12 protein-coding genes and 1 pseudogene are annotated in these 14,207 nt (G+C 67.8%); 9 read left to right on the forward strand and 4 right to left on the reverse strand.

Annotated elements, in window-relative coordinates:
• Positions 1-151: 151 nt before the first annotated feature.
• Complete coding sequence (locus HMPREF1138_RS05270; RefSeq protein WP_009057442.1) at positions 152-1,186, reverse strand: hemolysin family protein; 1,035 nt, start codon at positions 1,184-1,186, stop codon at positions 152-154.
• Positions 1,183-2,511, reverse strand: a complete 1,329-nt coding sequence (locus HMPREF1138_RS05275) for a hemolysin family protein (RefSeq protein WP_009057428.1) — start codon at positions 2,509-2,511, stop codon at positions 1,183-1,185. Before HMPREF1138_RS05275 ends, HMPREF1138_RS05270 begins: the two co-directional genes overlap by 4 nt.
• Before the next feature lie 266 nt (positions 2,512-2,777).
• Here HMPREF1138_RS05275 and HMPREF1138_RS05280 point away from each other — a divergent pair, with 266 nt between their 5' ends.
• The 9 genes from HMPREF1138_RS05280 to HMPREF1138_RS11075 all read left to right on the forward strand — a co-directional run bounded on the left by HMPREF1138_RS05280 (position 2,778) and on the right by HMPREF1138_RS11075 (position 12,955).
• Positions 2,778-6,692 (forward strand): multifunctional oxoglutarate decarboxylase/oxoglutarate dehydrogenase thiamine pyrophosphate-binding subunit/dihydrolipoyllysine-residue succinyltransferase subunit, encoded by a 3,915-nt coding sequence (locus HMPREF1138_RS05280; RefSeq protein WP_039937029.1) that lies wholly within the window; start codon positions 2,778-2,780, stop codon positions 6,690-6,692.
• 60 nt (positions 6,693-6,752) lie between these two features.
• Positions 6,753-7,355, forward strand: coding sequence for a GDSL-type esterase/lipase family protein (locus HMPREF1138_RS05285; RefSeq protein ID WP_009057437.1), 603 nt, complete (start codon positions 6,753-6,755; stop codon positions 7,353-7,355).
• Between the two features lie 18 nt (positions 7,356-7,373).
• Complete coding sequence (locus HMPREF1138_RS11070) at positions 7,374-7,520, forward strand: hypothetical protein (RefSeq protein ID WP_155887139.1); 147 nt, start codon at positions 7,374-7,376, stop codon at positions 7,518-7,520.
• Positions 7,521-7,547: 27 nt separating this feature from the next.
• Positions 7,548-8,324 carry a hypothetical protein gene (locus HMPREF1138_RS10485; protein ID WP_009057452.1) on the forward strand — a complete coding sequence of 259 codons (777 nt, stop codon included), beginning with the start codon at positions 7,548-7,550 and terminating at the stop codon, positions 8,322-8,324.
• A gap of 217 nt (positions 8,325-8,541) precedes the next feature.
• Positions 8,542-9,252, forward strand: a complete 711-nt coding sequence (locus tag HMPREF1138_RS05295; RefSeq protein ID WP_009057439.1) for a hypothetical protein — start codon at positions 8,542-8,544, stop codon at positions 9,250-9,252.
• A 41-nt stretch (positions 9,253-9,293) separates the two neighbouring features.
• On the forward strand, positions 9,294-10,241 hold the full coding sequence (locus HMPREF1138_RS05300) for a hypothetical protein (protein WP_009057432.1): 948 nt from the start codon (positions 9,294-9,296) through the stop codon (positions 10,239-10,241).
• A 50-nt stretch (positions 10,242-10,291) separates the two neighbouring features.
• Positions 10,292-11,206, forward strand: coding sequence for a hypothetical protein (locus HMPREF1138_RS05305; RefSeq protein WP_009057435.1), 915 nt, complete (start codon positions 10,292-10,294; stop codon positions 11,204-11,206).
• A gap of 215 nt (positions 11,207-11,421) precedes the next feature.
• Entirely contained in the window at positions 11,422-12,123 is a 702-nt protein-coding gene (locus tag HMPREF1138_RS05310; RefSeq protein WP_009057430.1) for a hypothetical protein, read from the forward strand.
• Positions 12,124-12,166: 43 nt separating this feature from the next.
• Positions 12,167-12,955, forward strand: coding sequence for a hypothetical protein (locus tag HMPREF1138_RS11075; RefSeq protein WP_009057444.1), 789 nt, complete (start codon positions 12,167-12,169; stop codon positions 12,953-12,955).
• A 158-nt stretch (positions 12,956-13,113) separates the two neighbouring features.
• On the opposite strand, the pseudogene HMPREF1138_RS05320 reads toward HMPREF1138_RS11075, so the two are convergent.
• Together HMPREF1138_RS05320 and HMPREF1138_RS10770 are read right to left on the reverse strand one after the other, a co-directional pair.
• Positions 13,114-13,842, reverse strand: a pseudogene (locus tag HMPREF1138_RS05320) (alpha/beta hydrolase); the annotation flags it as partial.
• 39 nt (positions 13,843-13,881) lie between these two features.
• Positions 13,882-14,207, reverse strand: a 326-nt coding sequence (locus tag HMPREF1138_RS10770; RefSeq protein WP_202898343.1) for a transposase, incomplete at its 5' end; no start/stop codon positions are given.

Raw genomic sequence — 14,207 nt, forward strand, 5'->3', positions numbered from 1 at the left:
CGGGTAGTCCTCGCCGCCCTGGGAGCGCGCGGCGCGCAGCTGCGACCGCTTAGGCAGCGGGCACTCGTTCTCGCTCACGCTCTCTCCCCTCTCGCTGTCTGATCGTTCCACTCTAGCAACGCCGCCGTGGGCTGTGCCAACCGCTGCCTCGTCAGGGCCGTTGAAGGACGTCACGCACTTCGCCGACGAGCAGCTCGAGGATGTCCTCCAGGAAGAGGATACCGACCAGGTCGCCCTCGTCGCGCACGAGAGCGCAGTGGACGCCGGTGCGCTGCATGTGGCGCAGAGCGTCCTCGACCTGGTCGGAGGAGGAAACGGACTCGAGGCGGCGAATGCGCCACGGCGTGATCGGCTGGTCGCGTTCCTCGCCGGAGGCGTACAGGACGTCCTTGAGGTGGACGTAGCCGACGATGACGCCGTCCTCTCCGGCGATCGGGAAGCGCGAGTATCCGGTGTGAGCGACGCGATCTTCGACGTCGGCGGGGGTTGCGCCCGCGGGCAGGACGACGAGGTCGTCGAGGGGCACCATCGCCGATCCCGCGGTCTCCTCGGAGAACTCGAGGGTGCCGCTGAGCAGCCCGAGTTCGTCGGTCAGCACGCCCTCGGCTTGGGAGGCCACGACGATGGAGGCCACTTCCTCGACCGTGTAGGTGGCGGAGATTTCCGAGCGCGGCTCGTAGCCGGTCCGGCGCACGAACCAGTTCGCGAAGTGGTCCATGGCCTCGATGATGGGGCGCAGGACGTGGCCCAGGCGCACGAGGACGGGGGCCAGGATGAGGATCATGCGCACGGGGGCGGCGATCGAGATATTTTTCGGGACCATCTCGCCGAAGACGACGTGGCAGAAGAGGACGATGACGAGGGCGGCGACGAAACCGACGACGTGGCTGGTCGCCTCGGGAGCACCCAGGCGCTCCAGAGGAGACTCGACGAGGTGGGCGATCGCGGGCTCTGCGACGACGCCCAGGGTCGTGGATGCGACCGTCACGCCCAGCTGGCAGATCGCCAGCATGAGCGAGACGTGCCGCAGGGCGAAGAGAGCGGCGCTGGCTCCGCGCGCCCCCTCGTCCGCGAGAGGCTCGACCTGCGAGCGGCGCGTCGAGGTGACGGCGAACTCGCCGGCCACGAAGAACGCATTGACGGCCAGCAGGGCCACGGTGATGGCGAGACCGACTCCGACGCTCACAGCGACACCTCCTCGTCCTCGGCCTCGGGGGCGGGCGTGATCGCCACCTGAGCGACCCGACGTCCCTGCATCTGGGTGACCTCGATGCCGATGCCGTCCACGCTCACGCGCGATCCAACGACCGGAATCTCGCCCAGCTCGTTCATGATGAGGCCGCCGATCGTGTCGTAGGGGCCGTCCTCGGGCAGGTGGATGTCGGTGCGGCGCGCGAGCTCGTCGGGGCGCAGCGTTCCGGGCACGAGGAACGTACCGTCGGGGCGCGGGCGGATGCCAAGGCGACGCTGGTCGTGCTCGTCGGAGACCTCGCCGACGATCTCCTCGACGACGTCCTCGAGGGTGACGATCCCGGACACGCCGCCGTACTCGTCGACGACGACGGCCATCTGCAGGCCCTCGTCACGCAGCTGGACCATGAGGGGACCGATCGGCACGGTCTCGGGGACCGAGGGCGCGTCGGTCATGAGCGAGGAGGAGACGACGGGCACGTCGGCGCGGCGCTCGGCGGGCACGGCGACCGCGCGGCGCAGGGACACGAGGCCGAGAATGTCGTCGGAGTCGTCGCCGATCACCGGGAATCGGGAGTGACCGGTTTCGCGGGCCAGGTCGAGGACGTCCTGGGCGCTGTCGCCCTCGCTCAGGGTGTGCAGGCGGCCGCGGTCGGTCATGACGTCGGCGGCGCTGAGCGTGCTCATGCGGATCGTGTTGACGAAGAGGTCCGCCGTGGACATGTCGAAGGTGCCCTCCTCGACGGAATGCTCCACGAGGGCGGCCAGCTCGGAGGCGGAACGCGCCGACGAAATCTCCTCCTGCGGCTCGATCCCCATGCGGGCGAGCACCCAGTTCGCGGTTCCGCCGAGCACCCAGATGATGGGGCGGGCGATGGCGGTGAACACCATCTGGAAGGGAACGACGCGCTTGGCCGTGGACATCGGGTGGGCCAGGGCGAGGTTCTTGGGCACGAGCTCGCCAAAGAGCATCGAGAAGACGTTGATGAACACGGCTGCGACGAAGGCCGCGATGGCCGTGGCCAAGCCCCACGCGAGCCCCGCCCACCCCAACAGGTCCTCCAGCAGCTGCGCGAGCGCGCTCTGCGTCGTGTAGCCCAGCAGGATGGTGGTCAGGGTGATGCCGACCTGGGCGCCCGACAGCTGGGTGGACAGGGTGCGGGTGGCGCGCAGGACGGAGGCGGCGCCGCGGTCCCCCTCCTCGGCTTTCTTGTCGAGGACGGCCTGGTCGACCGCGACCAGCGAGAACTCGGCGGAGACGAAGACGAAGGTGCCGGCGGTGAGGACGACGCCAAGCAGGAGCATGAGCGCGGTCGTCATCGCGTGGCCCCCTCGACGAGGCCGGGGCAGGCCAGGCGCACGCGCGCGGGCAGGGGGTGGGAGAGAGCGGCGGGAGAGCCGACAGTGTCGCAGTCCATGGTGTCTCCAGTCTAGCGTTCCTGGGCCGAACTCCTCGCGTGCGCGTCCCCACAGAGGGGCAGCAGTGCCAACACTCTCCCTATGACGGACCAAAGGCCCTTGAATAACACGCCAAAGTTGTACCAGGTTTCGTGAAGACAATCACGCGGCGGTAGAATCGCTACGGTATGGCCGCGCGGGAATTGGCCCATGCGCGCGGCGCGACACTTACGGAGGAATACGTGCCCACTCCCACCGCTTCCCAGCCCGATCCGCAGTGGTACATCGCGAAGATGCGAGACCTCTACGACCGTGATCCCCAGCTCCTGGATCCCTCCTGGCGCGCCTATTTCTCCACCGAGTCCGCTCCCCCGCAGCTGCGCGCCAAGCGTCCCCACATCCCCGAGGGCGCTCCCGCGACGCCCGAGCCGGCCGGGTCCATCGAGCACGCCGAGGCCTCGGCCCCCGCCGATCACGCGATCCCCGCATCGGTCACGCCGCCGACCCTCGACATCGAGGAGGACGCTCAGCCCGCCCCGGAGGAGGCCACACACGTCGTCTCCGTCACGCGCTCCGACCTGCCCCCCGCCCCGCCCGCCGCGCTCGCCGAGGCCACCAGCCCCTACACGCGCCAGCAGCACGGACGAGCCGCCTTCACCCGCTCACACAGAGCCCCCACCCAGGACGAGCTCCGCGTCTTGAAGTCCGCCGCCCGCGCGACCGCCAAGCACATGGAGGCCTCGCTGTCCATCCCCACGGCCACCTCCCAGCGCCAGATCCCCGCCAAGCTCCTCATCGAAAACCGGGCCCTCATCAACGCCCACCTGGCGCGCACCGTCGGCGGCAAGGTCTCCTTCACCCACCTCATCGGCTACGCGCTGGTGGAGGCGCTGTGCGAGATGCCCGACCTCAACGTGCGCTACACCCTCGAGGACGGCAAGCCCGCCGTCGAACAGCTCGCGCACATCGGCTTCGGCCTGGCGATCGACGTGGCCGACGCGCAGGGCAATCACTCCCTCAAGGTCCCCGTCATCCACGACGCCGACACCCTGACCTTCTCCGAGTTCGTCGACGCTTACCAGGACCTGGTTGCGCGCGCCCGCAACGCAACGCTGACGACCGCGGACTTCCAGGGCGCCTCTGTCACCCTGACGAACCCGGGAACGCTGGGCACCACCACCTCCGTGCCGCGCCTCATGGTCGGTCAGGGCCTCATCGTCGGCGTGGGCGCCACCGACTACCCGGCCGAATTCCGCGGCGTCTCCCCCAAGCGGCTGGCATCCCTCGGCATCGGCAAGACGATGTACTTCTCCTCCACCTACGACCACCGCATCATCCAAGGAGCGGCGTCGGGCCGCCTCCTGGGCCTGGTCGACGCGAAGCTGTCGGGCCGCGACGGCTTCTACGAGCGCGTCTTCACGTCCCTGCACGTGCCCGCGCGCCCCTACTCGTGGGAGGCCGACTACGAGTACGACCCGAACCGTGAAAAAGGCAAGCCCGCGCGCATCGCGGAACTCATCCACGCCTACCGCTCGCGCGGACACCTGGCGGCCGACACGGACCCGCTGGCCTACCGCGTGCGCCGCCACCCCGACCTGGACATCGCCTCCTACGGCCTGAGCGTGTGGGACCTGGACCGTCCCTTCCCCACCGGCGGATTCGGTGGCTCGGACCAGATGCTGCTGCGCGACATCCTCACGCAGCTGCACGACACGTACACGCGCACCGTCGGCATCGAATACATGCACATCCAGGACCCCGAACAGCGCGCCTGGGTCCAGCGCCGCATCGAACGCCCCTACGAGGCCCTCTCCCCCGACGCCCAGCGCCACATCCTGGGCACCCTCATCCGCGCGGAGGCCTTCGAGGAGTTCCTCCAAACGAAGTTCATGGGTCAAAAGCGCTTCTCCCTCGAGGGCGGCGAGTCCCTGATCCCGCTGCTCGACCACATCCTCGCCGACTCGGCGCGCAGCGGCATCCACGAGGTCGCCATCGGCATGGCCCACCGCGGCCGCCTCAACGTGCTGGCCAACATCGCCGGCAAGTCGTATGCGCAGATCTTCGACGAGTTCGAGGGCAACTACATGCCTAACTCCGTCCAGGGGTCCGGCGACGTCAAGTACCACCTGGGAACGTGGGGCGTGTACTCCCTGGACGACGGGCTGGCCACGAAGGTCTACATGGGTGCCAACCCCTCGCACCTGGAGGCCGCCGACGGCGTCCTGGAGGGCATCGTGCGCGCCAAGCAGGAGGCCCTCGGCGACCCGGACCTGCCGATCATCCCGATCCTCATCCACGGCGACGCGGCCTTCATCGGCCAGGGCGTCGTCCAGGAGACCTTCAACCTCTCCCAGCTGGAGGGCTACAAGACCGGCGGCACGATCCACATCATCGTCAACAACCAGATCGGTTTTACGACCGGCCCGACGCAGGGGCGCTCGACCGGCTACGCCACCGACCTGGCCAAGGGCCTCCAGATCCCGATCTTGCACGTGAACGCGGACGACCCCGAGGCCGTCATCCGCTGCGCGCACCTCGCCTTCGAGTACCGCAACGCCTTCCACAAGGACGTCATCATCGACATGGTGTGCTACCGCCGCCGCGGCCACAACGAGGGCGACGACCCGTCGATGACCCAGCCGGTCATGTACTCCCTCATCGACCGCATCCCCTCCACCCGCGCGGTGTACATCCGTGGCCTGGTGGGCCGCGGTCAGCTCACCGAGGACGAGGCCCGCCAGTCGATCACCCAGTACGAGGCGGAACTCGGGCGCATCCTCGAGGAGACCCGCGCTGGGGGCGCGTCCTCCGTGTCCGAGATCAACCCGGGCAGCCGCACGCACGATCCGGCCTTGACCGTCGGGGTCGGCGAGGCCGGCGAGTCCCCCGACGAGGAATGGACCATGCCGGAGTCCCAGATGCCCGGCATCGGCATGATGATCGGCTGGACGTCGGCTGCCCCCGCCGAGCAGCTGCGCCGCATCGGCCGCGCGCACACGCGCTTCCCCGAGGGCTTCGCTCCCCACCCCAAGCTCCGTCAGCTGTGCGAACGTCGCCTCGAGATGGCGCTCGGCAACAAGCCGATCGACTGGGGTTTCGCGGAGCTCCTGGCATTCGGCACGCTCCTCATGGAGGGCACCGGCGTGCGACTGTCCGGCGAGGACGTGGCGCGTGCGACCTTCGTCCAGCGTCACGCGGTCCTGCACGACGCCGACGACGGGCGCGAGTTCACGCCGCTGCGTTTCCTGACGGAAAACCAGGCTCGTTTTGACGTGTGGAACTCCCCGCTCAGCGAGTACGGCGTGCTGGCCTTCGACTACGGCTACTCACTGGAGAGCCCCGAGACGCTCACCATCTGGGAGGCCCAGTTCGGCGACTTCGCGAACGGCGCGCAGACCGTCATCGACGAGTTCGTGTGCTCCGCGGAGCAGAAGTGGGGCCAGCGTTCCTCGCTCGTCATGCTCCTGCCCCACGGCTACGAGGGCCAGGGACCCGACCACTCGAGCGCACGCATCGAACGCTACCTCCAGCTGGCCGCCCAGGACAACATGTGGATCGTTCAGCCCTCCACGCCGGCGAACTACTTCCACCTGCTGCGCACCCAGGCCTACAAGCGCCCGCGTAAGCCGCTCATCGCCTTCACGCCCAAGCAGCTGCTGCGCCTGTCGGCGGCGTCCTCACACCTCGACGAGTTCACCTCCGGCGGCTTCCAGCCCGTCATCGGCGACTCGACGATCCCCGACCCCGCATCGGTGACGCGCGTCGTTTTGTGCTCGGGACGCCTGTACTACGACCTCGCCAAGGAGCGCGAGCGCCGAGGCGACACGTCGACGGCGATCATCCGCCTGGAACAGCTCTACCCCCTGCCCGAGGCCGAGGTGGCCGAGGCCCTGGCCCAGTACCCGAACGCGTCGGTGACGTGGGCGCAGGACGAGCCGCGCAACCAGGGCGCTTTGCCGCACCTGGCGCTCAACCTGTTCCCCTCGCTGGGACGCCCCGTGCGTCTCGTCTCGCGCCCCGAGTCGGCCACGACGGCAGCTGGACGCGCGTCGCTCCACAAGGAGCAGGCAGCTACTCTTATTGCGCAGGCCTTCGAAGGCTAGCGAGCTCCCTGCGCGCGCCCGCGATCCGGGCGCGCGCAGGCACATCCGGAAAGGAACACCATGCGCATCTGCTTTATCGGCGACGAGCTCGTCGCCGGCGTCGGCGACCCCCGAGGCCTGGGCTGGGTAGGCCGCGTCAACGCCCACTCCACGTTCGATCTGCCCGCCACGTTCCTCACCCTCGCCGTCCCCTCGGAGACCACGAAGCAGATGGCCGCGCGATGGGAGGCGGAGGTTCTGCCGCGCCTGGCCGACGGGGAGCCCCACGGCCTCGTCATCGGCGTGGGCCCCGGCGACGTCGCAGCGGGCATTTCGACGGCTCGCTCGCGCCTGAACCTCGCTAACATCACGGACCGGGCCACGTCGCTGGGCATCCCCAGCTTCGTGGTGGGCCCCCCGCCCCTGGCCGGCGTCGACTCCGGGTCCCTGAAGGCGCTGGCCTCCTCGTGCTCCGAAGTGTGCGCGCGCCGAGGCATCCCCTTCGTCGACTGCTACACGCCGCTGGTCGCCCACGACCAGTGGTTCGAGGACATGGCGGCCTCCATGGCGCGCGGCGCGGACGGGCAAACCCTGCCAGGCCAGGCCGGCTACGCCCTCATGGCGTGGATCGTCCAGCATCAGGGCTGGTACGAGTGGACGGGCGCGACCCCTACGGACGTGTGAGCACGCCGCGCCTGCCCTGTGCGCATCGCCGACGCGCGCGTCGTTCGTGACTCCTCGTCGCGGAACACCACTGATAGAATTCTCCGTCACGTCGACAACGACTTCGAGATGACGCCGGAGGTCTACGAGCACCGCTGGATCATCGTCGACATGTGGGTCGACTAAACACCGCGTGACGGAGGAGGCGACGAGATGAACAACAACGATCCGGGCGGCCTGAGCCCCCAGCAGATGAGGACCCTGGGAATCATGGGAGGGCTCTTCCTCCTCTGCTTCATCGTCATATCCCTCGTGTCCGACCTGGACATCCCCGGGCCCATCCACACCCTCATCAGGTTCGCCCCCACAGGCATCATCCTCATCGCCACGTACTACGCGGCACGCCACGTCTCCTCAACGTCCGACAACGGCGCTCAGGAACGCTCCACCACCCCTACTCCCCCGTCCGCCGGGGAACACCCAGCGCGCCCACCCGAGAACTCCGAGCACGAGGCCGGTGAGGGCTCCGCGCAGCACCCCTCCTCTCAGGAAGGCACGGCCTCCTGGCTGCGCCAGGCTCGCAGCCGCCTCACGGGCACGCCAACGCGCACCAGCGACGAGGCGACCATCGCGGGCGCCATCACGCGCGCCCAGCGGTCCGGTTCCCTCGTCATCAACCTGTTCACCCCCGATGTCGCACTGCCCGACGACATTGAAGCGCTCGGAGCACGCATCGTTGAGGCGGTCCTCTCCCACATCAGCGCGCTGGACGAGACCGCATCCATCACCGTCTCCGGATCATCCACTCCATCGGAATGCTCGCTCAGCATCAGCGCGCTCACCGCCTATGCCCCCGTCCTTGAGGCGCGTCCCATCGATGAGATTCAGGCGCTCGCAGCGAGCCTGGGCGGTAGTGTGGACACCGACGCACAGGTCGGCACCTGGACACTCACCGCGCGCCTGCCCACCGCGGCGGGTGCGCCCTCCTAGCCCAAGCATCGCCCACCTCAGCCCGAACACCCGCAACAGGAGATCATGACCACCCAACCCCAGAAAACGTCCCCTCGCGGGCGCACGAAAACGCGCATCTCCTTCTCGGTGGCACTCATTCTCGCGTGCGAAAGGCGATCCGGCTCCGCACCCCTCAGCGTGGACGTCTATCACCACAGCCGGGTCCTCGTCGACGCACGAGTGGAATGAGCGGCACATGACCAAGCAGAAAGCCACCTCGCGCGAGCAGCTCCTCATCTTTGCACTGATCATCGCGTTCTTGTCCCTCAATATCGTCCTAGGCTCTTTCTTCTCACCTGGCTCATGGTCGCCGACCGTCGTCACCGCAGCGGCCTCCTATCTGATTGTCTCCATCGTGGTCGCTACTTTTGCCGGCATCCGATTCCTGTACAGGGATTGGAAGACCCCGCCGCGGCACGCAGCCGGGCACCCCTCCCCGGAGGTACCCGCCCACCTCGCCACGCCACCCGCAACACCCACACTCCCCCCAAACACCACAGCCACGCCTCCCACCCACCCCCAGCAGCCCAGCGACTTCGCGAGCATCGACGGAGCCATCACCTACGCTCAGCAATCCGGTTTCACCATCATCAACCTCTTCAACGAGTACGCGCCGTTGAGCGAATACAGGGACGCCGTCGGCGCGGAAATCCTCTACCTGGTTTTCTCCCACATCGCCGAACTCGACAAGAACGCGTCGCTCACCGTCACCGGCTCGGCGACGGAGGAAGCCCTCACCCTCACCATCAGCGCGCTCACAGATCGCGCCCCCGTCCTGGGTGCGCGTCACATGGGTGAGATCCGCGCCCTCGCGACGAGCGTGGGCGGTAGTGTGGACACAGACACCCAGGCTGCCAGCTGGACCCTCACCGCGCGCCTGCCCGCCGCGGCGGGCGCACCCTCCTAGCCCAGGCCTCGCCACACACCCCTCACAGCATAGGTCCCCACATGAGCAACCCCAACCAGTTCAACTCCCCGCACAACCCCTCCGGCCCCGGACAGATTCCCCCCGTCGGCCCCTCCCAGTACAACTACCCCTCCGACCAGGGCGCCTACTCCCAGCAGGCCCCCGGATACCAGTACCCGCAGTACGGGCAGCCCTACCAGGCGCCCGGCGCCGCGTCACCCGACGGCTACGGCGGCGCGTATCAGGGCCAGCACAACCCGCACCCCGGCTACCAGTACCCGCAGAACCAGACACCCGCGAGCGCCGCCTCCTACGGGTACGCCCAGCCCGACCCCTCGCCCGACGAAGAGGCCACTGCCCCCACCCAACAGAAGAAGCGTTCCCTCGCGACGACCATCCTCACGATCCTGGCCGTCCTCGCCATCGTCATCTACGCCGTGGTGGGAGGCTCATACGACTTCGGCACGGAACGACTCACCTGGACGGCCGCAGCAAGCGGGCTCGGGCTCATCGTCGCCATCGGGTGCCTGGTCAGCATCCCCCGCTCCTTCCGCGAATTGCGGCGAGCCAAGGCCGCCGGCGACATCGCAACCAGCCGCATGCGCGTTCGCGCCCTGTTCTTCGCCATCATCATCCTCCCCCTCAGCGGCTACTTCTCCGTCACCTACGGCGTCCCGGCTGCCCAAGACCTCGTCGAAGGCCACCATACGGTCACCGTCACCTCGTGCACCTACGAGCAGGGCTCACATCGAAGGTCACGTCGACGCGGAGGCGGGCGCACCGTGTACGACAACTACTTCACGATGATCCTCACCGACGGGACGCTGCATACGACAACCATCGAGACAAACCAGCCCACGAGCATCCAGACCATGGGCGGCACCTACGAGGTGCTCTACCAGGCCTGCAAAGTGCAATCGGGCAACGCGTCCATGACCCTGGACGTCTACGAGCACAGCTGGATCATCGTCGACGCCCGCCTGAACTGACACACGAACGAACTCGCCCCAGCCTCGTTCCCCCTCTCCTCAGGTCCACCATGAGCAACCAGAACCCGTATCCGTCTGCCTTCGACCCGTCCGCCTCCGCACGCCGCTCCCCCGCCCAGGCGCCCGACCCGTGGTCTCCGCGCGAGGACGCGCCCTCCAGCGGCGTCCCCCAACCACCGATCACGCGCAACCGGGGCGGATGGGAGGCCGACCCGACCGCCCCGAGCGTGGGCGGGCAGCGAGGCCCCAACGGGCAAGCGCGCCTCACCCAGGCCTCGACGATGGGAAGCTCCTACCCGGGCGCATCCCCGACCGGCGCGCCGCGCGAGCCGAAGAAAGAGTCCAAGGGACACTTCTGGCTGTGGGGCATCCTGACGACGCTGGGCATCCTCATCGCCACGTTCGTGTACATGATCGGCGAGTCCTTCACCGTCGGCCCGGAAGTGCTTCAGTGGACGCTCATCAAGAGCGGCGTGCTTCTCATCGCTGCGCTCGGGTGCATCCCCTTCGCGGTCATCGTGCTCCGCCGCATGCGTGCATCCAGGGCGCAGGGCAACGAGAATGACGCCCTCTCACGACAGCCCGGACTCATCATGGTTGGCTTTGTGGGACTGCTGCTCGGGTACTTCGCTCTGTCCAACGGGGTGCCCGCCGCCCTCGACCTCGCCAACGGGCCACAGGCATTCACGGTGACGTCGTGCACCTACGACCAGTACTCGATGGAGAAATCGTCCTACCGCAGCGGGAGCACAACCGTGTACGAAAACGAATTCACCATGACCTTCGACGACGGGACCGTGCACACGACGACCATCGAGATGGACAGCGCAGAGGATATCGAGCATGAGGGCGGCGCGGTGGGAGTCCTCTATCGAGCGTGTCATCTGCGGTCGGGGGCCGCGTCCATGACCGTGGATTACTACACTCGCACGTGGGTCATCGCGGATGCCCGGCTCAACAACTAGGCGCCGCCAAGCCGCGCCCACAACGCCGGAGGGAGGTTTGTCACGCGACGCCGACGCCCCGTCAACACCGGGCCGCCAGTGCGTGGACACGGTGACTACCCCGCGGACACACGGGTCTATCCTGGCAAGGCACACGGCGATCAGGCCGACGCGAGCCCGCGTGCCCGCGCGAGCCGGCCATCGCCTCGTCGATACCACGCCCGAAGGACACACCGGTGACTAACACGAGCGTTCCCCAGCCCGACAAGGAACCCTACCACCCGCCCACAAGGCAGGATTACGAGGATCTCATCGAGCACCACTACCTGATCCGGGCCTTCACGTTCTTTCCGCTCATCTTCTTCGCCTTCGCCATGTACATAGACGCGGACTACGGGCCGCTCCACTTTCTTGCGGGCGTCGCCATGAACGTCGGCGTCCTCGCCACCTGCCTGACCATCCCCCTGGCGATCCCCGTCATGATCCGCGACGCGCGCGAGGCCCGAGAACGCGGGGTCGACAAAGCCATCCCGCGCCGTCGCCTGTGGAAGGTGGCGGGCCGCGTCGCCATCAGCCTCGCCTTCGGAGCGATCAGCATCGCCTACCTCACTCCCTTCGTGCGCGACGCCACCGACGGCTCGCGCAACGTGACCGTCACCAGCTGCACGAACACGGTCGCCCAGAGGCAGCAGCGCACCGGCAGCCGCGGACGGAGCCGCGTCATCAACTACGAGGTCTACGAGATCACGATGAAGCTCGCCGACGGCTCCACCCGCGTGCAGGACATGCGCCTGAACCCCCGGGACAACGAATCTGCTAGCAGCCAGGCAGTCTACGACGTGCTCTACGAGGCATGCGTGACCAATCCCGGCACCACCGGCATGACGTTGGAGATCATGCCCCACTCCTGGACCATTCTGGCCGCGCGCCTCGACTGACGACGCGCCCGCCAACACGACTGTAGCCCGTCAAAGGATCCGCATGAGTTCCCAGTATCCCTACCGCAACGTTCCCTCCCAGCCTCCCATCCCCGGCCCGCCCGCCGGTTCCATGCCGGGGGCCAGTTCCATGCCGGGGGCCAGTTCCGTGCCGGGCGCCGGTTCCGTGCCGGGCGCCGGTTCCCTGCCGGGGGCGCCCTCGGGGGCTCCCAAGCGCGGTGCCCTCCGGCGTCTGGCCCCCTACTCCATCATCGCGATCCCGGCGGCGTTCGTCGCCACCTACGTCATCATGTCCAACATGGACGCCTACGGCAGCGGCATGCTCACAAGCATCATCCTCCTGTGCTGCTTCGGGCTCGTCATCGTGGTCGGCGGAACCGTCGCGATCGTCTCGTCCCTGGGAGACCTGCGCGCCGCGAAACAATCCGGCGACCGCCGCGCCTACAGTAGAAAACGAGACTCCATGGGCTGGGCCACGATCGGCGTCCTCATGATCGCGGCGCCCACTTTCTTTTACCTGGTTCCCGCCGCCTGGGACCTATTCGATGGGTCGCAGACGCGCACGGTCACCTCCTGCAGCTATGACCAAGACATCGTGAGCCGTAACCGGATTCCGCGCAACGACACCAGTTTCAACAATCACTTCCACATGCGTTTCGAGGACGGCACCCGCCACACCTTCTCCATCAGGACACAAAGCCGAGACATTTCCCGGCTGTCAGGAATCATGCAGCCGCTCTACCAGGCGTGCGTCCTCAACCCGGACAAGACTCCCCTCACCATCGACGTGTACATGCACAGCATGGTCTTGGAGGACGTGCGACTGTCCTGAGGTTCGCGGGCGTGCTGGCGGGCGCTGCCCCCGCACACTGACCGACACTCTCCCCGCGCTGGCGGGCGCTGCCCCTGTGTGGGCGTGCTGGCGGGCGCTGCCCCGCGCAGGCCTCGTCCCTCATCAACGAGGCCGTGAAACGCCGCGTGAAACACAAGTCATCCCTGGGTGAGGATCCACGAGATGAAGCGAGCGCTGCGGTCGAGGGCGGCCTCGGCCTCGGGAATGGTGGGAACGCCCAGGACATACACGTGGAAACCGCCCGGCTCCACGCGCAGGCGCACGTCCACGCCAGCGCGAGCGGCCTTGCGCGCGAACTCGATCACGTCGGGGCCGACGATGTCCGCGTCCCCCTGGAAAATACGCATCGGCGGCAGTCCCGACGGGTCACCGTACAGGGGGCTGACGCGCCAGTCGGCCGGGTCCAGGTCGCCCGCCCACGCACGGCCCGCCCACGCCGCGCCGGGGACACGCAGAACCCGGTCGCGGCGCTGCACCTCCTCGATGCGCGGATTCGTCATGGTCACGTCCACCCACGGGGCGTACAGGACGAGGCCGTCCACCTGACGCGCACCCGCGTCGCGTCGCTGCATGGCAAGGGACAGCGCCAGGCCGCCTCCCGCCGAGTCGCCGAAGAGGATGACGCGACCGAACTCGGCCCGGGCCTCGTCGATGATGGGCTGGACGACGTCGAACGCGTCGGTCGCGGTGTGCGCGGGAGCAATCGGATAGTCGGGAATGATGACGGGCAGCCCGGTCCGATCGATGAGGCCCTCGACGATACCCCACTGACCAGCGACCATCGGGTACACGTAGGCCCCGCCGTGCAGATAGATGAGCGCGCCGCCCGAGCGCAGGCCCCGCTTCGGGAACACGCGGGTTATGCCTTTGTCGCACGAGCCTGTCAATTTTTCTGTGTATGGGGGTTAGAGGTAGGGGGTGATTCGGTCGGGGTAGGCGGTGGTGAGTTGGGCGAGGGCTTGTTTCCAGTTGGTGGTGGTGTGTCCTTGGATGAGGCGGGTGTGTCCTGTTCGTTTGTTGGGGGGTTTTCCTGCGTCTGTGAGGCGCTGGGCGGCTCGTTTGTCTTCGATGTTGCAGATGGCGAGCCATAAGAGTTTGACGGCGGCTTCTTCGCTGGGGAAATGCCCTCGGTTCTTGGTGATTTTGCGCAGCTGGTAGTTCAAGGACTCGATAGCGTTGGTGGTGTACACGACGCGGCGCAGCATGGGCGGGAACGCCAAGAACGGCGTGA

The sequence above is a fragment of the Actinomyces sp. ICM58 genome (assembly GCF_000283035.1).
Lineage (GTDB): Bacteria > Actinomycetota > Actinomycetes > Actinomycetales > Actinomycetaceae > Pauljensenia.